Origin of the sequence: Streptacidiphilus jeojiense (assembly GCF_000719095.1) — a bacterium.
Lineage (GTDB): Bacteria > Actinomycetota > Actinomycetes > Streptomycetales > Streptomycetaceae > Streptacidiphilus > Streptacidiphilus jeojiensis.
Window position 1 is genome coordinate 52024 of the sequence record NZ_JOEH01000027.1, and the last position, 19238, is coordinate 71261.

20 protein-coding genes and 1 pseudogene are annotated in these 19238 nt (G+C 71.7%); 11 read left to right on the plus strand and 10 right to left on the minus strand.

The window, feature by feature from the left end:
* Positions 1–80: 80 nt before the first annotated feature.
* From IF29_RS0131580 to IF29_RS46380, 4 genes are all read left to right on the plus strand, one after another.
* Entirely contained in the window at positions 81–1250 is a 1170-nt protein-coding gene (locus tag IF29_RS0131580) for a sensor histidine kinase (RefSeq protein WP_198037603.1), read from the plus strand.
* On the plus strand, positions 1247–1930 hold the full coding sequence (locus IF29_RS0131585) for a response regulator (protein WP_030262021.1): 684 nt from the start codon (positions 1247–1249) through the stop codon (positions 1928–1930). The genes IF29_RS0131580 and IF29_RS0131585 overlap by 4 nt, the downstream gene beginning before the upstream one ends.
* 86 nt (positions 1931–2016) lie before the next feature.
* Complete coding sequence (locus tag IF29_RS0131590) at positions 2017–2223, plus strand: hypothetical protein (RefSeq protein WP_030262023.1); 207 nt, start codon at positions 2017–2019, stop codon at positions 2221–2223.
* 208 nt (positions 2224–2431) lie between these two features.
* Positions 2432–2605: a hypothetical protein gene (locus IF29_RS46380; RefSeq protein WP_157624025.1), complete on the plus strand. Its 174-nt coding sequence runs from the start codon at positions 2432–2434 to the stop codon at positions 2603–2605.
* 62 nt (positions 2606–2667) lie between these two features.
* On the opposite strand, the gene IF29_RS0131600 is transcribed toward IF29_RS46380, so the two are convergent.
* Complete coding sequence (locus tag IF29_RS0131600; RefSeq protein WP_030262024.1) at positions 2668–3534, minus strand: ABC transporter permease; 867 nt, start codon at positions 3532–3534, stop codon at positions 2668–2670.
* Entirely contained in the window at positions 3531–4442 is a 912-nt protein-coding gene (locus tag IF29_RS0131605) for an ABC transporter ATP-binding protein (protein ID WP_030262027.1), read from the minus strand. Before IF29_RS0131605 ends, IF29_RS0131600 begins: the two co-directional genes overlap by 4 nt.
* Before the next feature lie 132 nt (positions 4443–4574).
* On the opposite strand from IF29_RS0131605, the gene IF29_RS0131610 reads away from it, so the two are divergent.
* Both IF29_RS0131610 and IF29_RS0131615 read left to right on the plus strand, forming a co-directional pair.
* A complete protein-coding gene (locus tag IF29_RS0131610; protein ID WP_030262029.1) occupies positions 4575–5795 on the plus strand; it encodes a sensor histidine kinase in 1221 nt (406 codons plus the stop codon).
* Positions 5792–6481 (plus strand): response regulator, encoded by a 690-nt coding sequence (locus IF29_RS0131615; RefSeq protein ID WP_030262032.1) that lies wholly within the window; start codon positions 5792–5794, stop codon positions 6479–6481. Before IF29_RS0131610 ends, IF29_RS0131615 begins: the two co-directional genes overlap by 4 nt.
* A 16-nt stretch (positions 6482–6497) precedes the next feature.
* Here IF29_RS0131615 and IF29_RS0131620 read toward each other — a convergent pair whose 3' ends face one another.
* Together IF29_RS0131620 and IF29_RS0131625 are read right to left on the minus strand one after the other, a co-directional pair.
* The gene (locus IF29_RS0131620; RefSeq protein WP_030262034.1) at positions 6498–7112 is read right to left on the minus strand and encodes a DUF4865 family protein; all 615 of its coding nucleotides are present in this window, start codon (positions 7110–7112) and stop codon (positions 6498–6500) included.
* A 23-nt stretch (positions 7113–7135) separates the two neighbouring features.
* On the minus strand, positions 7136–7687 hold the full coding sequence (locus IF29_RS0131625) for a GNAT family N-acetyltransferase (protein WP_030262038.1): 552 nt from the start codon (positions 7685–7687) through the stop codon (positions 7136–7138).
* Positions 7688–8129: 442 nt separating this feature from the next.
* Here IF29_RS0131625 and IF29_RS0131630 point away from each other — a divergent pair, with 442 nt between their 5' ends.
* The 3 genes and pseudogenes from IF29_RS0131630 to IF29_RS0131640 all read left to right on the plus strand — a co-directional run.
* The gene (locus tag IF29_RS0131630; protein ID WP_030262042.1) at positions 8130–8972 is read left to right on the plus strand and encodes a class I SAM-dependent methyltransferase; all 843 of its coding nucleotides are present in this window, start codon (positions 8130–8132) and stop codon (positions 8970–8972) included.
* Positions 8973–9144: 172 nt separating this feature from the next.
* Entirely contained in the window at positions 9145–11067 is a 1923-nt protein-coding gene (locus IF29_RS0131635; protein WP_030262045.1) for an RICIN domain-containing protein, read from the plus strand.
* A gap of 51 nt (positions 11068–11118) precedes the next feature.
* Positions 11119–11553, plus strand: a pseudogene (locus IF29_RS0131640) (RpiB/LacA/LacB family sugar-phosphate isomerase); the annotation flags it as partial.
* A gap of 184 nt (positions 11554–11737) precedes the next feature.
* On the opposite strand, the gene ppk2 reads toward IF29_RS0131640, so the two are convergent.
* Entirely contained in the window at positions 11738–12544 is an 807-nt protein-coding gene (gene ppk2 / locus IF29_RS0131645) for a polyphosphate kinase 2 (RefSeq protein ID WP_030262050.1), read from the minus strand.
* Between the two features lie 139 nt (positions 12545–12683).
* On the opposite strand from ppk2, the gene IF29_RS0131650 reads away from it, so the two are divergent.
* Positions 12684–12965: a DUF3099 domain-containing protein gene (locus tag IF29_RS0131650; protein ID WP_037597310.1), complete on the plus strand. Its 282-nt coding sequence runs from the start codon at positions 12684–12686 to the stop codon at positions 12963–12965.
* Between the two features lie 17 nt (positions 12966–12982).
* Here IF29_RS0131650 and IF29_RS0131655 read toward each other — a convergent pair whose 3' ends face one another.
* From IF29_RS0131655 to IF29_RS0131665, 3 genes are read right to left on the minus strand one after another with little or no spacing between them, the layout of a single operon-like run.
* Positions 12983–13882, minus strand: a complete 900-nt coding sequence (locus IF29_RS0131655; protein WP_030262056.1) for an ABC transporter permease — start codon at positions 13880–13882, stop codon at positions 12983–12985.
* The gene (locus tag IF29_RS0131660; RefSeq protein ID WP_030262059.1) at positions 13842–14726 is read right to left on the minus strand and encodes an ABC transporter ATP-binding protein; all 885 of its coding nucleotides are present in this window, start codon (positions 14724–14726) and stop codon (positions 13842–13844) included. The genes IF29_RS0131655 and IF29_RS0131660 overlap by 41 nt, the downstream gene beginning before the upstream one ends.
* A complete protein-coding gene (locus tag IF29_RS0131665; protein ID WP_030262063.1) occupies positions 14723–15196 on the minus strand; it encodes a MarR family winged helix-turn-helix transcriptional regulator in 474 nt (157 codons plus the stop codon). The genes IF29_RS0131660 and IF29_RS0131665 overlap by 4 nt, the downstream gene beginning before the upstream one ends.
* A 175-nt stretch (positions 15197–15371) precedes the next feature.
* Between IF29_RS0131665 and IF29_RS0131670 the strand changes: the two genes are divergently transcribed.
* Entirely contained in the window at positions 15372–16439 is a 1068-nt protein-coding gene (locus IF29_RS0131670; protein ID WP_084715294.1) for a trypsin-like serine peptidase, read from the plus strand.
* Positions 16440–16467: 28 nt separating this feature from the next.
* On the opposite strand, the gene IF29_RS0131675 is transcribed toward IF29_RS0131670, so the two are convergent.
* Together IF29_RS0131675 and IF29_RS0131680 are read right to left on the minus strand one after the other, a co-directional pair.
* On the minus strand, positions 16468–17046 hold the full coding sequence (locus IF29_RS0131675; protein ID WP_051726279.1) for a PadR family transcriptional regulator: 579 nt from the start codon (positions 17044–17046) through the stop codon (positions 16468–16470).
* 44 nt (positions 17047–17090) lie between these two features.
* Complete coding sequence (locus IF29_RS0131680; RefSeq protein WP_030262073.1) at positions 17091–19097, minus strand: NADPH-dependent 2,4-dienoyl-CoA reductase; 2007 nt, start codon at positions 19095–19097, stop codon at positions 17091–17093.
* Positions 19098–19238 lie beyond the last annotated feature (141 nt).

The window sequence follows — 19238 nt, forward strand, 5'->3', positions numbered from 1 at the left end:
GCCGAAAGCACACTCGCCCGCGCCGCGGATCGTACTTTCGGCCCCTCTGGCGCAGCGCCCCGGCCGCGTAGCCTGGCCGAGTGCTCGTGGACCTGATGGTGGACGCCGAAGAGCGGCCGGCCGTGCGGCCGTGGACCCCGGCCGACCTCGGGCTCGGTCTGCTGTTCGCGGTCACGCTCGCCGCCTTCGCGCTGCGGATCGCCGGCGAGGGCCGCGCCTGGATGTTCGGCTGCTGCGTCGGCCTGGTGGTGTGCACAGCCGCCCTGTACCGGGAGCGCCACCGGATCGGAACGGCAGCGGTCGGCATCGCCGCCGCCGCGGCCGGCGGTGTGGTCGCCAGGATCGCGGACCTGCCCCGCGAGCCCGGCGCCGCCTCGGCCCTGGCGCTGCTGGTGATCGTCGGCAGCGCGGCGCGCACGCTCCCGCCGCGCACGGCGGCCGGAGTCACGGTCGGCGGGATGGCCGCCATGGCCGTCGACTGGGTGACCGTCGACCCGCGCTCCGGGGTCTGGCACGGACCGCTCCAACTCGGCCTGCTGAGCTGGGCCGTCGCGCTCGGGACCGGGTTGTGGCTGCGCCTGCTGGACTACCGCCGCCACGCCGCCGTCGAGGCGGTGCGGCGCGAGGAACGCCTGGACCTCGCCCGCGAGTTGCACGACATCGTCGCCCACCACCTCACCGGCGTGGTGCTGCAGACCCAGGCCGCACGTATCGTCGCCCGCCGGAGTCCCGAAGCCCTGGACGGCACCCTGGCCGGGATCGAGCAGGCCGGTGCGGACGCACTGGCCGCCATGCGCCGCGTGGTCGGCCTGCTGCGGGACGCCGAGGAGGGAGCGGGCACCGCGCCGGGACCGGAGCAGCTCACCGATCTCGTCCGGCGCTTCGAGGGGCAGGGACACGGGCCCGCCGTCCGGCTGAACCTGCCCGCCGACAGCACGCCCTGGCCGCCCGAGGTGACCAGCACCGTCTACCGGGTCGTGCAGGAGGCGCTGACCAACATCGCCCGGCACGCCCCGCACGCGCGCTCGGCCACCGTCGACGTGGCCCGGGCGCCCAGCGGCCTCTCCGTGGAGGTCGTCGACGACGCCCCGCCCGGTGCGGCCCGGCATCCGCACCGCAGCGGGTTCGGCCTGGTCGGGATGCGCGAACGGGTCGAGGCGCTGGGCGGGACGCTGCAGGCCGGCCCGCGCCCCGAGTCCGGCTGGTCCATCCGCGCTACCCTGCCCGTGCCCGAGGGGGACCGCTCGTGAGCATCAGGGTCCTGATCGCCGACGACCAGGCGATCATCCGCAGCGGCCTGCGGCTCATCCTGGAGGACCAGCCCGACATCACCGTGGTGGCCGAGGCGGCCGACGGCGTCGAGGCGATCGAGGCGGCGCGCCGACTGCGCCCCGACGTGTGCCTGGTCGACATCCGGATGCCGCGACTGGACGGCATCGAGGTCACCCGCGCCCTGGCCGGCGCAGCCGTCGCCGACCCCCTGCGCGTGGTCATCGTGACCACCTTCGACCTGGACGAGTACGTCTACGGCGCGCTGCGCTCCGGTGCGGTCGGCTTCCTGCTCAAGGACGCCGGCCCGGCCCTGCTGGTCGAGGCCGTCCGGGCCGCGAGCAGCGGGGACGCGCTGATCTCGCCGTCGGTCACGGTGCGGCTGCTGCGGGATTTCGCACCGGCCCGGGCCTCCCGGGCCGCCCGGCCCGCCAAGCCGCTCTCCGCACGCGAGACCGAGGTGATCAGGGCCGTCGCCAGGGGCCGCACCAACCAGGAGATCGCCGCCGAACTGTTCATCTCGCTGAGCACGGTCAAGAGCCATGTCGCGAGCGTCCAGACCAAGCTGGGCGCGCGCAATCGCGTCGAGATCGCCTCCTGGGCCTGGGAGAGCCGGACCGTCGACTCCGCCGGTCACGGTCACCAGGTCAGCGGGGGCTGAGGGTCCGGGGTCCACCGTCCGGTGGACGGGGGCGGTCCACCGTTCGCTGCTCATGGCGTGGTGGTGGCCCCGGGCATGCTGAGTCCATGGACATCCAGGGACCTTCCGCCAACCGCCGCTCCCACCTCCTCATCGGCATCTGCGCCTCCCTGCCGCTGAGCATCACCTGGTCGGCGCTGCTGCTCACCCACGCGGTCTCCGGTGGGGCGCTCACCGGAGTCGCCGTCTCCGTGGCCGTCACCGGACTGCTCTCCGCGCTCATCGTCAGGTCACGGTTCCACTGCGACAACTGAGCTCTGCTGAACGACTGCTGACCCTCCGTCAGTCAGGGTGGGCCACAACACCCCCGGCCCGTCGCGCCGGAGCGGTGCCAACCGCCGCCCCCGGGGTAGTAACGCTGCGTAACGCTTCGAGATGCGGACCGCCACGGCTGCTGCCACGGTGGGAATGCACCTGCCCCATGCGGGTGCTGTGCATCCGAGACCATGCAGGAGACATCTCATGTCGAAGGTCAAGAACCGCGAACGCAAGCAGCAGAAGGCTCTCGCCACCGCCGCCCGTCCCGGGCAGTACGCCCAGGACCCGGCGCTCGAGAACACCGAGCCGATGCTGATGCCGTCCTCCATGCCGCAGCCGGTGGCACGGAAGAAGGAGAAGCGGTACGGCCACAACTGACCGTCCGCGGTGACCTGTGAGGTGTGCGGGCCGGCATGCCGGCCCGCACACCTCCGTCGCGTTCACAGATCGCGGCGGTGCACCACCGTCAGCGCGACCACGACGGCGACCAGCGGCCAGACCGCGTAGACGGTCCAGGAGCCGGCGACCGTGGCCAGGTGGTAGCCGGGTGTTCCGGGAGGAAGGTACTCCGGGCCGACGTCCTTGAGCCGCTGCCAGGCGCGCAGCACCAGGGCGTGGTTGAGGTCCGCCTCCCAACGGTGGTTGTCGGTCAGCAGGTTGGGCACCAGCAGCAGGAGCACCACCACCGTCACCATGGTGGTGGCACTGTGCCGGATCAGCGCGCCCAGGCCCATCCCGACCAGCGCGCTCACCGGCGCCAGCAGTGCGGAGACCAGCACGAAGCGCACCGCGCCGGGATAGCTGACGGAGATCCCGGCGTGCCGTCCGGACAGGATGGCCTGGGTGATCCAGAACGACGTCCCGGCGACGACGAGGCCGTAGGCCGTCATCACCGCCGCGACCACGGTGATCTTGGCCGCCAGCAGCGACCGGCGCGCGGGGACCGCCGCGAAGGTCACCCGGATCAGTCCGGTGGAGTACTCCCCCGCGACGGTGATCGCGCCGATGCAGCCCGCGGCGAGCAGCAGGCAGATCCCGGTGTTGTTGCTGAAGGCGTCGCCCAGCGACCACCCCGGGACGAAGGCGGCCCTGATCGACCGGGAGTAGTGGGGCCAGTTGTTGTAGTCGGCCAGGGCGCCGTTGGCGTTCATGGCGACCAGGGCCAGCCCGCTGAGCCCGATGGCCCACCAGGTCGACCGCAGCGTCCACAGTTTGAGCCACTCGGCGGCGAGCAGGTCACGGAACCGGGCCGGCGGTTCGCCGGCGGACGGCGCGGCGGCTCGGGGGGCGTGCGTGACTGCGGTCATCGGGGGTCTCCGGCGAGGTATTCGACGCTGTCGGCGGTGAGTTCCATGAACGCCTCCTCCAACGAGGCGGTACGGGTGGCCAGTTCACGGAGCAGGATCCGGTGCTCGAAGGCCAGTTCGCCGATCCTGGCGGCGTCGAGCCCGGCGACCGAGAGGCCGCCTTCGCCGTCGGGCCGCACCACCGCGCCCTCGGCCGTGAGCAGTCCGGTCAGCACCCCGGCGTCGGGCGTCCGGACGGTGACGCTCAGCCGGGTGCCGCGGGCGGCGAACTCGGCCAGCGGCTCGTCGGCGATCAGTTCGCCACGGCCGATGACCACGAGCTGGTCGGCGGTGTTCTCCATCTCGCGCATCATGTGGCTGGAGACGAGCACGGTGCGGCCCTCCCGGGCCAGCCTGCGGAACAGGCCGCGCACCCAGAGCACCCCTTCCGGGTCCAGGCCGTTGAGCGGTTCGTCGAACAGCAGCACCGGCGGGTCCCCGAGCAGCGCGGCGGCGATGCCGAGCCGCTGCTTCATGCCCAGCGAGAAGCCGCCGACCCGGCGCCGGGCGGCCTCGGCCAGGCCGACCTCCCGCAGCACCTCCTCGACCCTGGCCGACGGGATGGCGTTGCTGCGGGCCAGGACCGCGAGATGGGCCCGGGCGCTGCGGCCGCCGTGGACGTCGCCGGCGTCGAGCAGGCCGCCGATGTGGCGCAGTCCGCGCGGGTGGTCCCGGAAGCGGTGCCCCAGCACGGTGACGCTGCCGCTGGTCGGCTGGTTCAGACCGAGGATCATGCGCAGGGTGGTGGACTTGCCCGCCCCGTTGGGGCCCAGGAACCCGGTGACCCGGCCGGGGCGGACGGTGAAGGTGAGGTTGTTGACGGCGGTGGTGCGGCCGTATCGCTTGGTCAGCTGATTGACTTCGATCACCCGGCCAACGCTGCCCGGTCGCGGTGGTGCACGGCATCGGACCGGCGTCGGCATTCGCGTCCCCGGATCGGACCGCGGATGTACAACCACGGTCCGATGCCCCGGGAAGAGCGCCGCGGTTAGCATCGGCCCATGTCCGCCACTGCGCCCCGTCCCCTGCTCAAGCGTGTTCCACCGGGTGCGTGGACGGCACTCGCGTGGAGCGCGGCCACCGCGTACTCGATCATCGTGCTGTTCAGGCTGCCCGGCGAGGGGTACTTCCCGCGCCACTACAACCCGTTGGAGATGCCGCCGGGGAACCGGCTGAACCTCCTGATCGCCACGGTCCTGGCCGTTGCGGGCAGCGCCTGGCTGCGCCGCCGGCCGATGGCGGCGCTGTCACTGCTGCTCCTCGGCGCGGTGGCCGGAGCGATGGTGCTGAACTCGACGGAGATCAACTTCCTGCAGTTCCTGACCGTCGACGTCGCCCTGTGCCACATCGCGGCCACCCGGCCGCGGCGCGTCTCGGTCCCCGCCGCCGGTCTGGCGATCGGTGTGCTGGTCGTCTACGCGGCGGTGCGGGTGCTGGTCCACTTCGTGATCGGCACCTCGACGATGCTGACGGTCGCCCTCACCGTCGCCGTGGCCTGGCTGATCGGCGACTCGGCGCGGCAGAACCACGAGCACGCGGAGACGCTGCGGGCCCAGGCCGCGGCCCAGGCGGTCACCGCCGAACGGCTGCGGATCTCGCGGGAGCTGCACGACATGGTCGCGCACAGCATCGGCATCATCGCGCTCCAGGCAGGAGCGGCCCGCCGGGTCATCGAGACCCAGCCGACGGCCGCGCGCGACGCGTTGGGCGCCATCGAGGGCGCGGGACGGGAGGCGCTGGCGGGGCTGCGCCGGATGCTCGGGGCGCTGCGGCAGGCCGAACCGGAGGCCGCCGGGGAGGGGTCGGCGCTGCGACCGGCGCCGGGGCTGGCCGATCTCGACCGGCTGGCGGAGGCGACCACGGCCGCGGGGGTCCGAGTCGAGTTGGAGTGGCACGGGGAACGGCGGCCACTGCCCCCGGACATCGAGCTGTCCGCCTACCGCATCGTCCAGGAGTCGATCACCAATGTGGTGCGCCACTCGGGGACGGCCTCCTGCCTGGTGTCCATCGGCCACGGGCCCGAGGAGCTCTCCATCGAGGTGCTGGACCGCGGGTCCGGACCCGGCGGGCCGGGACGGGAGGGCGCCGCGGCGGCCGGCTACGGCCTGGTCGGCATGCGGGAGCGGACCGCGCTGCTGCACGGGGAGTTCCGCGCCGGCCCCCGCCCCGAGGGCGGCTTCCGGGTGGCCGCCCGGCTGCCGCTGCCGGTGGGGGTCCGGTGACGGTCAGGGTGGTGCTCGCCGACGACCAGCCGCTGGTGCGCGCCGCGCTGGGCATGGTGATCGCCGACGCCCCGGACATCGAGGTGGTCGGCGAGGCCGGGACCGGCGCCGAGGCGGTCGCCCTGGTCCAGGAGGTCCGGCCGGACGTGGTGGTGATGGACATCCGGATGCCGGGGATGGACGGGATCGAGGCCACCCGACGGGTCACCGGCGGCCCCGGCTCGACCCGTGTCGTCATACTGACCACCTTCGACGATGACGACTACGTGTACGGCGCGCTGCGGGCCGGAGCGTCCGGCTTCCTGGTCAAGGACATGGCCCTGGAGTCCATCCTGACCGCGGTGCGGGTGGTGGCGGCCGGCGACGGCCTGATCGCGCCGAGCGTCACCCGGCGGCTGATCGCCGAGTTCGCCGGCCGCCCCGAACCGTCCCGCACCCGGACCGCCCCCGGTGCGCCCGGGACCGCCGGGCGCAGGCTCGACGGCATCATCACCGAGCGCGAGTACGAGGTGCTGACCCTGGTCGGACGCGGCCTGTCGAACACCGAGATCGCCGCCGAACTGGTCATCAGCATCGCCACGGTGAAGACCTATCTGACCCGACTGCTGGCCAAGCTCGACGCGCGGGACCGGGTCCAGCTGGTGATCATCGCCTACGAGGTCGGCCTGGTGGCCCCGAACTCCTGACGCCTCGCCATCCTCGCTACCAGTGACGGCCGTTCGGCAGCTCGGCGAGGCCGGGGGCGGACAGGTGCAGCACCTCGTAGCGCTCGGTCCCCTGCTGGTCCGGCGGGACCGAGTCCTGCCACAGGACGAACCTGACCAGTTGCCAGTGCTGGGTGTCCACGGCCAGGGCCGCGGTGTGGACGTCCTCGCGACGCGCCAGTTCGGCGAGCGCGTCGATCTCCTGCTGGATCCGTGTCGCCAGGGCCAGGCCGGTGGACTCGGGATCGGCCTCCGGCGGCAGTACGGTGAGCTGCCGGGACGCCGCACGGGGGGTCGTGCCGCGAGCGGGCCCCGACAGGCAGGCCAGGCCGCTCCACTGGCGCACCGCCGGGCGGCCGAAGAAGCGGATGATCCGCTCGAACCCTCCGCCTCCGACCAGGAAGCCGGCCATCGCCCCCGGATCGTTCCAGAGGTAGAAGCAGGAGTACTCGTTCACCGGAGAGCCGTCCCTGCCGCGCTCGCGGAACAGGTAGGCCTTGAGCCCCAGTCCGTCGAGGTCGTCCAGGGTGTGCCAGGCCGCGGCGATGCGCTTGCGCAGCATCGGGAGGTCGTAGTCGGCGGGCAGGGTCATCTCGTACTGGGAAGCCAGCATGCCGTACATACTAGTAGGTACAGTCAAGACTTCCGGGTCACCGCGTACTCCTCCCTGGTGATCGCCAGCACCCGGACCGGCTTGTCATGGGCGGGGACGGTGGTGAGCCGGTCCTGACGCAGGCCCAGCTTCTCCATCACCCGGCGGGAGGGCTCGTTGTCCACGTGGCAGATGCTGACGACCCGGTCCAGCTCCGCCTCCTCGAAGGCGAAGCGCAGCGCCTCCCGGGCCGCCTCGGTGGCGATGCCGCGGCCCCAGTGGCGCGGCAGCAGCCGCCAGCCGATCTCCACGGCCGGCATGATCTCGGGCAGGAACCGGGGCACGGCCAGACCGACCCAGCCGGTGAGTTCACCGCTCTCCGCCAGCTCCACCGCGAACAGGCCGTAGCCGAGCTCCGCCCAGGCCGCCCGGATCCGGTCGAACCAGGCGGCCGCCTCCTCCCGGCTCTTGACCTTCCCGTCCCCGACGTAGCGCATGACCTCGGGGTCGGAGTCCAGCTCGACCAGCATCTCCAGGTCCTCGTCCCGCCAGCCGCGCAGCACCAGCCGCTCGGTACGCAACACGACCTCGGCCATCGCACCCACCCCATCTCTCCATCCTCCGACCTCGGGAGACTATCCCGGCGTCCGGGTCGATCCGATGGACGGTCACGAGGCGGATTCCTGACGGCATGCCGTGATTCTTTCGTGACTCGACTGACAGTCGGCCCGTGACCATGCATACTGGTTGGCATGTCAGCTGATGCTGATCGCCCGGCCCCGTCGCATCCCCCGTCGACGGGGCCGACGCATGTTCCGGCCCTTGAGGCGCACCGCAAGCGTGTGGCGCCCCGCACCGGGCGTTGACGGGGCGCCACCAGCAGCATGGCATGTACGCGACCGATTAGGCCAGACACGAGCCCACCGAACCGGCGGATCCGTGCAGCGGCGCGCCGCTGGGGTCCGGAAGGAGAAGTAGCGGGGGCGGGTGGGATTGAATGGGTCCCCGTCAGGACGGGCGAGCGGACGGGGTGGCACGGTGGCGGACGGGGAGAGCTGGAAGGTGCAGCTGGACGGGGTTCCGGAGACGCTGCTGTGGAACCTCTACCACCGGGCCCACGAGGCGTCGCAGCCACGGCCGGTGCTGGCGGACCCCAAGGCCGTCGAGCTGGTCCAGCGCATCGACTACCCGTTCCAGGAGACCTTCGGCCCCGCCAACGACTGGCTGGCGCAGGGGCAGGCGCTGCGGGTGCGCAGCTTCGACCTCGCGGTGCGGTCGTTCCTCGCCGAGCATCCGGACGGGACCGTGGTCGCGCTCGCCGAGGGACTGGAGACGCAGTACTGGCGCGTCGACAACGGACGGGCCCGCTGGCTGTGCGTGGAACTGCCGGAGACGGCCGAGGTGCGCCGGTCGCTGCTGCCCGAGGAGGACCGGCAGCGGATCCTGGCCCGCTCGGCGCTGGACCTCTCCTGGCGCGACGAGGTCGACCCCTCCCGCCCGGTGCTGGTCACCGCGCAGGGCCTGCTGATGTATCTGCGGCCGCCGGAGGTACGGGAGTTGATCGCCGGCTGCGCCGAGCGCTTCGGCGGCGGCGCACTGGTCTTCGACGCCGTTCCGCGCTGGTTCAGCGCCCGCACCCTGCGCGGCGAGATGCGGACCACCGCGGGGAACGGCTACACCACCCCGCCGATGCCCTGGGGGCTGGACGCCGGTGAGCTGCAGCGGGTCCGCACCGCCCACCCCGCCGTCGCCGAGGTCCGCGCCCTTCGACTGCCGCGCGGCCGGGGACTCTACTACGGCGCGGTGGCGCCGGTCCTGGGCCACGTCCCCGCCGTCCGCAACCTGCGCCCGACGATGACCGCGATCGCCCGGTTCAGCTGACCCCTGTTACATCATTTTGTTTCACCCGCGGACACCCGCGCCCTTCCCAGGTTCCGGAACCGGCCTTCCCGCGTCAGCTATTGACAGAACTCTGCCAACTGGTCTTTGCTCTGTTTCAGTTGGGTTCCAGAGGTGTTTCATTCTGTTTCAGGAACGTCGGGAAAGGAGCACTGTGTCCCGCATCAGGTTCATCTCCGCGTCGCTGGCGACGGCCGCGCTGTTCTCGGGGTCGGTCATGGCCCTGGGAGCCGCCCATGCCGCCACGGCGGCGGCAGCGACCGCCGTCTCGGTCTGGGAGACCACCGCAGACCAGTCCAAGTTGCTGGCCCCCCAGGCCGGTGCGGCCTTCGCCACCGGGGCCGGGACGGCCAGTCAGACGATCACGGTCAACCCGTCCAGCACGTACCAGACCATGACCGGGTTCGGGGCGTCACTGACCGACTCCTCGGCCTGGCTGATCGCCAACTCCCCGCAGCGCAACACCATCATGTCCAAACTGTTCGACCCCTCCGCGGGCATCGGACTGGACTTCCTGCGCCAGCCGATCGGGGCCTCGGACTTCGCCCGCTCGCTCTACAGCTACGACGACGTGGCCGCGGGACAGACCGACACCGGCCTGTCGCAGTTCTCCATCGCCCACGACAACGCCTACATCATCCCGCTGCTGCAGCAGGCCCTTCAGCTCAACCCGTCCACCACGGTGATGGCCACCCCCTGGAGCGCCCCGGGCTGGATGAAGACCAGCGGCTCGATGATCGGCGGCACCCTCAACACCGCCGACTACCAGGCCTTCGCCAACTACCTGGTGAAGTTCCTGCAGGCCTACAAGGCGGCCGGGGTACCGGTTTCGCTGATCACCCCGCAGAACGAGCCCGAGTACTCGCCGTCCAACTACCCCGGTTCCACCTTCACCGCGAGCGCCGAGGCGACGCTGATCGCCAACTACCTGGGCCCGGCGATCAAGGCGGCCGGTCTCAGCACCGGCATCCTGGCCTACGACCACAACTGGGACGACACCACCTTCCCCTCCACGATCCTGGGCAACTCCGCCGCCGCGCAGTACACCGCCGGCGTGGCCTGGCACTGCTACGGGGGCGTCCCCAGCGCGCAGACCACCGTGCACAACTCCTTCCCGACCAAGGACACCTACTTCACCGAGTGCTCCGGCAGCCAGTCGGCCAACACCGCCAACACCTTCTCCGACTCGCTGGACTGGCAGACCGAGAACCTGATCATCGGCGCCACCCGTAACTGGGCCAAGTCCGTGGTCACCTGGAACATGGCGCTGGACCCGAGCGGCGGCCCGTCGATGAACTGCACCACCTGCACCGGGGTGGTCACCGTCAACAACAGCACCGGCAGCGCCGCCTACAACGCCGAGTACTACGTGCTCGGGCAGGCGAGCAAGTTCGTCAAGCCGGGCGCGGTGCGGCTGGACTCCAACACCTTCGGCAGCGGCAACGTGGAGGACGTCGCCTTCCGCAACCCGGACGGGTCGACCGCCCTGGTGGTGCTGAACTCCGACACCGCCAACGCCCACACCTTCAACGTCTCCGAGAGCGGACAGTCCTTCAGCTACACCCTGCCGGCCAAGGCGGTGGCCACCTTTACCTGGCCCGCGCTGGGCACCGGCACCGGGACGGGCATCAACTCCAGTGCCTGGTACCAGGTGGTGAACACCAACAGCGGCAAGTGCGTGGACGCCACCGGCGGCGCCACCGCCAACGGCACCGCCGTGCAGCAGTGGACCTGCGGCAGCGGCAACACCAACCAGCAGTGGCAGTTCCAGCCCACCGACAGCGGCTACTACAAGGTGGTCACCCGCAACGCGACCACCGTCGGCTGGGACGTGACCGGCGGCTCCGGGGCGACCGGGGACGGCGTCCCGATCCAGCTCTGGTCCTACGGCGGCGGGACCAACCAGCAGTGGCTGCCGGTCCAGCACGCGGACGGGAGCTACAGCTTCAGCCCGCGCAGCAGCACCGGCGAGTGCCTGGACGTCACCGGGGTCTCCACCGCGGACGGCGCCCGGCTGCAGCAGTGGAGCTGCACCGGCGGCACGGCCCAGAGCTTCACCCTCAGCGCCCAGGGCTGAGCCGCCCTGGGCTGAGCCGCCCCGGCGGCTGACCGGCACTAGAGTCGGGCCATGCGAATCTCGGTCTCCTCGGACATGAACGAGGGCGTGGCCCGACTGCTGGCGGGGGAACTGGAACGCCGCGGGCACTCGGTGCTCCCGCACGGCGCGCTGCGTCCGGACGAGCGGGACGACTGGGCCTACTGCAGCGAGGCCGCGGCACGGGACGTGGCCGAGGGCCGGGCCGAGCAGGCCGTGGTCTGCTGCTGGACCGGGACCGGGGCATCCATCGCCGCCAACAAGGTGCCCGGGGTGCGTGCGGCACTGTGCACCGACGCCTACACCGCCGGCGGAGCCCGCCGCTGGAACGACGCCAACGTCCTGGCCCTGAGCCTGCGGCTGACCTCCACCGCGTTGCTGGCCGAGATCCTGGACGCCTGGTTCGACGCCGCCCCCAGCCAGGAACCCGACGACCGCGAGAACATCAGCCACATCACCGGCATCGAGCAGCAGCCCGCCGCCGCTCCCGGCCCGGCCGCCTTCGTGCTGATGCGCCAGGACGACAACGGCAACCGCTATGTCGTGGCCCGCTTCGCGGAGCACGCCGAGGCCGAGGCCGCCGCCGAGGAGTTCGAGTCCCGCGGCCACAAGCAGCTCTACTGGGTGCAGGCCGCCGAGGCCTAGCCCCGGGCTAGCTCTGTTTGCCCAGGCCGGCGGCCACGTCGGGGACGTAGTGCTGTTCGTCGCGCGGGGGGCGCTGGTAGCCGCGGGACCGCGGGCGCTCGGGGAACTCGATCGGCGTGGTGGGGATCTCCTCGTAGGGGATCGCGGAGAGCAGGTGGGAGATCATGTTGATCCGCGCGCTGCGCTTGTCGTCGCTCTCCACCACGTGCCAGCGGGCCTCGGGGATGTCGGTGTGGACGAACATCTCGTCCTTGGCCCGGGAGTAGTCCTCCCAACGGGTGATGGACTCCAGATCCATCGGGGAGAGCTTCCAGCGGCGCATGGGGTCGTCCCGGCGGGCCCGGAACCGGCGCTCCTGCTCCTCCAGGCTGACCGAGAACCAGTACTTGAGCAGGTGGATGCCCTCCTCGGCCAGCCCCCGTTCGAAGATCGGGCACTGGTGCAGGAAGCGGTGGTACTCGTCCGGGGTGCAGAACCCCATCACCCGCTCGACCCCGGCCCGGTTGTACCAGCTGCGGTCGAACAGCACGATCTCCCCGGCCGCCGGCAGGTGCTCGATGTAGCGCTGGAAGTACCACTGGGTGCGCTGCCGCTCGGTGGGCGCGGGCAGGGCGGTGATCCTGGCGACGCGGGGGCTGAGGTGCTCGGTGACCCGCTTGATCGCACCCCCCTTGCCCGCGGCGTCGCGACCCTCGAAGACCACCACCACCCGGGCCCCGGTGCTGCGGACCCATTCTTGAAGGACCACCAGTTCGGTCTGCAGCCGGAAGAGTTCACGCTCGTAGGGCTTCTTCTTGAGCCTGGTCTCCGCCACGCCTGGGGCACCCCTGTCCGCTCGCCGGTTCGACTGATCGTCACACCGTACGTCCGAACCGGGGGCCGTCGCCCGCATCGCCGCGCCGTTCGTTGCGCCGTTCGTCGCGCCGGAGGACCCGCGGTCGTAGCCTTGAGGTGTGCAGGCTCACCGGCGCCACGTCCGCTATTTCGTCATGATGGGCGTCTGCATCGGGCTGTTCGTCATGGCGTGGGGAGTCGTGCGCTTCTACTCGGTCGGCGCGGCCATCGGCATGTGCGTGGTGGCGATGGTGATCCCGCCGGTCGCCGCGGTCCTGGCCAACTCCAGGGACCGCGACGACGACTGGTGGGACGACCCCCGCTGGGACGACCCGCGCTGGAACGACAAGGGTCACGACCGGGATGCGCCCGACCACGAGGAGCGACCCCCGCACCCCTGACCTCTGACCCCTGACCCCTACTTGGCCAGCCGGCCCAGCAGGGCCGAGGCCGCGGAGATGCCCAGCACCGCGGCGAGCGCCAGCACCGCGATGTCCGTGCCCAGGTGCGCCGGACTGCCGAGCAGCAGCCCTCGCAGCGCGTCCACCTGGTAGCTGAGCGGGTTGGCCTTGCTGACCGCCTGCAGCCAGCCGGGCATGATGCTGACCGGGTAGAGCGCGCTGGAGCTGAAGAACAACGGCATGGTGATGGCCTGGCCGATCCCCATCAGCCGGTCCCGGGTGAGCACGATCCCGGCGATGGTCACCGACAGGCAGGAGAAGAACGCCCCGCCGAGCACGACCACCAGCACCACGCCGAGCAGCTTCAGCGGGTTCCAGGTCATGCCGACCCCCAGGATCGCCGCGAAGACGATCACCACCAGGGCCTGGATCACCGACTTCACCCCGGCCGCGAAGGCCTTCCCGGTGACCAGGGCGAACCGCGGGGTCGGGGTGACCAGCAGCTTGGTGAGCACGCCGGCGTCCCGCTCCCAGATGATCTGGATGCCGTAGAAGATGGCGATGAACATCGCGGACTGGGCGATGATCCCGGGGGCCAGGAAGTCCAGGTAGGGGACGGAGCCGGTGGGGATGGCGTGGATCCGGTTGAAGGTCTCGCCGAAGATCAGCAGCCACAGCGCGGGCTGCACCGCCCGGGTGTAGAGCTCGGTGCGGTCGTGGCGCAGCTTCTGCAGCTCCACGATGCACATCGCCAGGACCCGGGCCGGCACCAGCTGCCAGCCGGTACGGGCCCGCGGCGGCACCAGCAGCAGCGAGAGCGAGGCGGTCGATCCGGCGGCGGCCACGGCCCCGGCGGGGGCGGGCCCGGCCGGGGCCTCAGCCGACACGGGTGGCGGTACGGCGGGTACGGCGGACATCGCGGAAATCCTCTCCGTCGCTGGAGTCGGCGGACGACCCGCCGTGCAGGCCCTGGCCGGCGTGGTGGCGGAAGACGTCCTCCAGGGTGGGCGCCTCCAGCTCCCCGGCCAGGTCGGCCTTGAGCTGCTCGGGGGTGCCGAGGGCGCGGATCCGGCCCCGGTGCATCAGCGCGACCCGGTCGCAGTACTGCTCGGCCTCGTCCATGTAGTGGGTGGTGACCAGCACGGTCATCCCGGTGGCCTGCCGGATCTCGTCGATCCGGTCCCAGACGCTGGTGCGGGCGATCGGGTCCAGGCCGATCGTTGGTTCGTCCAGGATCAGCAGGCGCGGGGCGCTGACCAGGGCCTGGGCCAGTTCCAGGCGGCGGATCATGCCGCCGGAGTAGGTCCCGGCCAGGCGGTCTGCGGCCTCGGTGAGGGCCACCGCCTCCAGCGCCTCGGCGACCCTGGGGGCCCGCTCGCGGCGCGGCACGTCGTAGACCCTGGCGAACAGCGAGACGTTCTCACGCCCCGTCAGGCCGCCGTCCGCGGACAGCTGCTGGGGCACGTAGCCGAGCAGCCGGCGGACCGCCATCCGGTCCCTGGCGGTGTCGTGGCCGAAGACGGTGACCATCCCGGCGGGGACCGGGAGCAGTGTGGTGATGGCCCGGATCGCCGTGGTCTTGCCGGCCCCGTTGGGCCCGAGCAGGCCGAACACCTCACCGGTGCGCACGGTCAGGTCGAGGTTGTCCACCGCCCTGGTGGCGCCGAAGGCGTACTCCAGTCCGCTGCAGCGGACGGCCGCGGCGGCGCCCTCCGCAGCGGCCTCGTCGGTGGGTGGGTTCTCGGGCAGCCGTACGGTCATATCGCCTCCAGCTCGTCGTGCAGTCCTTCGGTGAGCCTGCGCAGCGCCGGCAGCGCTGCGGTCAGGGCCTTCCGGTCCTCCGCCGGGAGTGCGGCGACATGGCGGGTGATCAGTTCGCTGCGCCGGGCGTCCCACTCCCCCATCCGCTGCCGGGCCGCCTCGGTGACGGTCAGCTGCGCGGCCCTGCGGTCCCTGGGGTCCGGCCTGCGCTCCAGGTATCCGGCCGCCACCAGCTGGTTGACCAGGGTGGAGACCGAGTTGCCGGCCAGGTGCAGCTCCTTGGCCGCCGCGGCCACCCCGATGCCGGGCCGGCCCCGCACCAGGCGCAGCAGCTCCACCTGCGCGCCCCGCAGCCGCGCGCTGCCGAGATCGTGGCGCAGCCTGCGGCGCATCAGCCGATGGATGCCCACGAGCAGCTCGGCGAGTTCGTTCGCGTCCTCGGCTTGATCGGTTCGATCGTGCTCGGCCATACCTGGATTTTACCTCCTTAGGAGAGGTAATTTTCCAGACCTTCCGCGATGATCAGACAGTTCTTACTTTTCTCACACAGCTGTCTCAGCACCGCCCACCAGGATCGGATGGTGCTGTCCGGTTCGACCCTGCCCCCGAAGGTGTCGATTCCGGCGCCGAGGTAAGGAGCAGCCCATGAAAGACGCCGAACCAGGAAGTCGTCTCACCCGGATCCGATCCGGGCGCAGGTCCCGACGCCGCATCGTGATGGGGATCACCGCCGGGATCATGGTCGGCGGCGGACTCGTCGTCGCGACGACGGGGACGGCGGGCGCGAGCGTCAATCTGCTCCGGTCCATCGACACGGCCAAGAAGGTCTCGTCGACCACGGCAGCGGCTGCGGGCACCGGCGCGAGTGCCGCCACCAGCGCCAGCCCGAGCGCCAGTGCGAGTGCCAGCGCCAGCGCGTCGGCGGGCAGCAGTGACAGCACGACCAGGAGCGCGAGCAAGGCCGCGACCACCAAGGCGGCATCCTCCGCTGCGACGGCCTCCGCGAGCGCCACCAAGTCCACCGCCGCGGCGCCGATCACCACCACCGGCCAGTCGGTCACGCTGACCAGCGACGAGCAGCCCAGCCAGGTCGGCGCGATCTTCTCCGGCAGCATCTCGGACGGCCACACCTGCACCGCCAGTGTGGTGGACAGCCCGGCCGGCGATCTGATCGTCACCGCCGCGCACTGCCTCAGCAGCGGCAGCAGCACCGCGACCTTCGTCCCCGGCTACCACGACGGCACCGCTCCGTACGGCGAGTGGAAGATCACCGACGTGATCGAGAGCTCGGCCTGGACCGACAACCAGTCCGAGGACGACGACGTGGCCTTCGCCGTGGTGCAGCCGCTGAACGGCAAGAGCCTGCAGTCCGTGGTCGGCGCCTACAGCCTGGACACCAGCGGGGTCACCGACACCACCGTGCAGATCACCGGCTACCCCTCCGACACCGACGAGCCGATCACCGGCACCTGCCTCAGCAGCGCCTTCAGCTCCACCCAGCTGCAGGTCGCCTGCACCGGCTACCCGGGCGGCACCAGCGGCAGCGGCTGGCTGGAGAACTACGACGCCAGTACCGGGTCGGGCACCCTGATCGGTGTCATCGGCGGCTACCAGGAGGGCGGCGACACCGACGACGTCTCCTACGCGGCCCTGTTCGACGACTCCGTGCAGAGCCTGTACCAGCAGGCCGTGACGGCGGCGGCCAACGGCTGACCGGTCCGGGGGACGACGTCGCCGCAGGTCAACCGGCGATCCCCGGCTTCCCGGGCTCGGCGACCTCCTCGGCGGCCGGTTCCCCGGCCAGCTCGCCGACCGCCTCGGCCAGCCACTGCACCCAGAACGTCTCCAGCGCGATCCCGGCCTTCAGCACCAGGTGGTGCAGCCGGTCGCCGCCGCCCGACCCGTCCGCCGGGAAGTCCCGCTGCTCGATCTCCAGGTACTCGTCCAACTGCCGCCGGTGCTCCGCCAGATGGCGCTGCAGCTCGACGTCCAGCCCGGCCGTCCCGACCACCGCGGCGGCCCGCAGCCGCAGCAGCAGCGGGTCCCGGACCGGCTTGGGGTCCTGCCCCTCGGCCACCCAGCGCACCAGCTCGGCCCGGCCGTCCGGCAGCACCCGGTACTCCTTGCGCTGCCCCCGCGACGGCGGCTGCGGCACCGCCTCGATCAGGCCGCCCTGCTCCAGCTTCCCCAGCTCGCGGTAGATCTGCTGGTGCGTGGCCGACCAGAAGTAGCCGATGGACCGGTCGAACCGCCGGGTCAGCTCCAGACCCGAGGACGGCCGCTCCAGCAGGGCGGTCAGAATGGCGTGCGGCAGCGACATCGACGAGGGCTCTCCCGTGTTCCCGGCAGCTGCAGGACGGCTGCCTACAGGGCTGCTGCCAGCGTGGTCCCCTGCAGTATGGCCCGCTTGGCGTCCAGCTCGGCGGCGACGTCCGCGCCGCCGATCAGATGCGCCCGGACCCCGGCCTCCAGCAGCGCCGCGTGCAGGTCCCGGCGCGGCTCCTGCCCGGTGCAGAGCACCACCGTGTCCACCGCCAGCACCTGCCGCTCGCCCTCGGCCGTCGTCAGGTGCAGGCCCTCGTCGTCGATCCGCTCATAGGTCACCCCGGCGACCATGACCACGCCCCGGTGCTTCAGCTCGGTCCGGTGGATCCATCCGGTGGTCTTCCCCAGCCCGGCGCCCACCTTGCTGCTCTTGCGCTGCAGCAGGTGCACGGTGCGCGGCGCGGTCCCGCGCTGCGGACTGCGCAGCCCGCCCCGCTCCCGGTACCCGGTGTCGATGCCCCAGGCCCGGTAGAAGTCGCCATCCTGATCATGCGTCAGGAACTCGGCGACGTCGAACCCGATGCCGCCCGCCCCCAGCACCGCGACCCGCTCCCCCACCGGCGCGCCGTCCCGCAGCACGTCCAGGTAGCCCACCACGCTGGGGTGGTCCACCCCCTCGATCTCCGGAACCCTCGGCAGCACCCCGGTGGCCAGCACGATCTCGTCGAACCCGCCCTCCAGCAGCGTGCCGGCGCCGACCTCGGCGCCCAGCCGCAGCTCCACCTGACGCAGCGCCAGCTGGCTCCGAAAGTAGCGGACGGTCTCGTCGAACTCCTCCTTCCCCGGCACCCGCCGGGCGGTGTTCAACTGGCCGCCGATGTCCGCCGCCGCGTCGAACAGGGTCACTGCATGGCCGCGCTCGGCCGCCGACACCGCACAGGCCAGCCCGGCGGGCCCGGCCCCGACCACGGCGACCCGCTTGCGCGTCCGGGTCGGCGTGAGCACCAGCTCCGTCTCGTGGCAGGCCCGTGGATTGACCAGGCAGGAGGTGATCCGACCGCTGAAGGTGTGGTCCAGGCAGGCCTGGTTGCAGCCGATGCAGGTGTTCACCGTCTCGGCCCGCCCCTGCGCCGCCTTGGCGACGAACTCGGGATCGGCGAGCAGCGGACGCGCCAGCGACACCATGTCGGCGGCGCCGTCCGCGAGCAACTGCTCGGCCAGTTCCGGGGTGTTGATCCGGTTGCTGGCGACCAGCGGGATCCCGACCGACCCCATCAGCTTCTTCGTCACCCATCCGAACGCCCCGCGCGGCACCGAGGTGGCGATGGTCGGGATGCGCGCCTCGTGCCAGCCGATCCCGGTGTTGATCAGCGTCGCCCCCGCCGCCTCGACCTCCTTGGCCAGTGTGGCCACTTCGTCGAAGGTCGAGCCCCCGGGCACCAGGTCCAGCATCGACAGCCGGTAGACCAGGATGAAGTCGGCCCCCACCCGCTCACGCACCCGGCGCACGATCTCCACCGGGAAGCGGATCCGGTTCCGGTAGTCGCCGCCCCAGCGGTCCGTCCGCCGGTTGGTGCCGGCGGCGATGAACTCGTTGATCAGATAGCCCTCCGAGCCCATCACCTCGACCCCGTCGTACCCGGCGAACCTCGCCAGCTCGGCGGCGCGGACGAAGTCCTCGATGGTCCGCTCGACCTCGTCCTCGCCGAGCGCACGCGGAGTGAAGGCGCTGATCGGCGCCTGCAGCGCGCTGGGGGCGACCAGGTCGGCGTGGTGGGCGTACCGGCCGAAGTGCAGGATCTGCATGGCGATCCGGCTGCCCTCCCGGTGCACCGCCTCGGTGACCACCCGGTGCTGCTCCGCCTCCGCCTCGGTGGTCAGCTTCGCCCCGCCGGACCACGGCCGGCCCTCCTCGTTAGGCGCGATCCCCCCGGTGACCATCAGGCCGACCCCGCCCCGGGCCCGGGTCGCGTAGAACTCCGCCATCCGCTCGAACCCGCGCTCGGCCTCCTCCAGCCCGATGTGCATCGACCCCATCAGCACCCGGTTGGGCAGCGTGACGAAGCCCAGGTCCAACGGCTCCAGCAGATGGGGGTACGCGCTCATGTCCGAGCCTCCTCGCACGGTGGTGTCCGGCCACGGTAGACCGGACCGCCTCACTTCTGCAACAAAGTGCATAACGGTTTTCGGATGCCCTGGCTGCCGGACCGTGCGAGTCTCGACCGGTCGACAAGTTCCCGCCGAGCG

Excerpts from the sequence above, each read along its gene's own strand:
- IF29_RS0131590 (WP_030262023.1), top strand. The coding sequence starts at position 2,017 with ATGGACATCCAGGGACCTTCCGCCAACCGCCGCTCCCACCTCCTCATC.
- IF29_RS46380 (WP_157624025.1), top strand. The coding sequence starts at position 2,432 with ATGTCGAAGGTCAAGAACCGCGAACGCAAGCAGCAGAAGGCTCTCGCC.
- IF29_RS0131600 (WP_030262024.1), bottom strand. The coding sequence starts at position 3,534 with ATGACCGCAGTCACGCACGCCCCCCGAGCCGCCGCGCCGTCCGCCGGC.
- IF29_RS0131610 (WP_030262029.1), top strand. The coding sequence starts at position 4,575 with ATGTCCGCCACTGCGCCCCGTCCCCTGCTCAAGCGTGTTCCACCGGGT.
- IF29_RS0131620 (WP_030262034.1), bottom strand. The coding sequence starts at position 7,112 with ATGCTGGCTTCCCAGTACGAGATGACCCTGCCCGCCGACTACGACCTC.
- IF29_RS0131625 (WP_030262038.1), bottom strand. The coding sequence starts at position 7,687 with ATGGCCGAGGTCGTGTTGCGTACCGAGCGGCTGGTGCTGCGCGGCTGG.
- IF29_RS0131655 (WP_030262056.1), bottom strand. The coding sequence starts at position 13,882 with ATGTCCGCCGTACCCGCCGTACCGCCACCCGTGTCGGCTGAGGCCCCG.
- IF29_RS0131660 (WP_030262059.1), bottom strand. The coding sequence starts at position 14,726 with ATGACCGTACGGCTGCCCGAGAACCCACCCACCGACGAGGCCGCTGCG.
- IF29_RS0131665 (WP_030262063.1), bottom strand. The coding sequence starts at position 15,196 with ATGGCCGAGCACGATCGAACCGATCAAGCCGAGGACGCGAACGAACTC.
- IF29_RS0131670 (WP_084715294.1), top strand. The coding sequence starts at position 15,372 with ATGAAAGACGCCGAACCAGGAAGTCGTCTCACCCGGATCCGATCCGGG.
- IF29_RS0131675 (WP_051726279.1), bottom strand. The coding sequence starts at position 17,046 with ATGTCGCTGCCGCACGCCATTCTGACCGCCCTGCTGGAGCGGCCGTCC.
- IF29_RS0131680 (WP_030262073.1), bottom strand. The coding sequence starts at position 19,097 with ATGAGCGCGTACCCCCATCTGCTGGAGCCGTTGGACCTGGGCTTCGTC.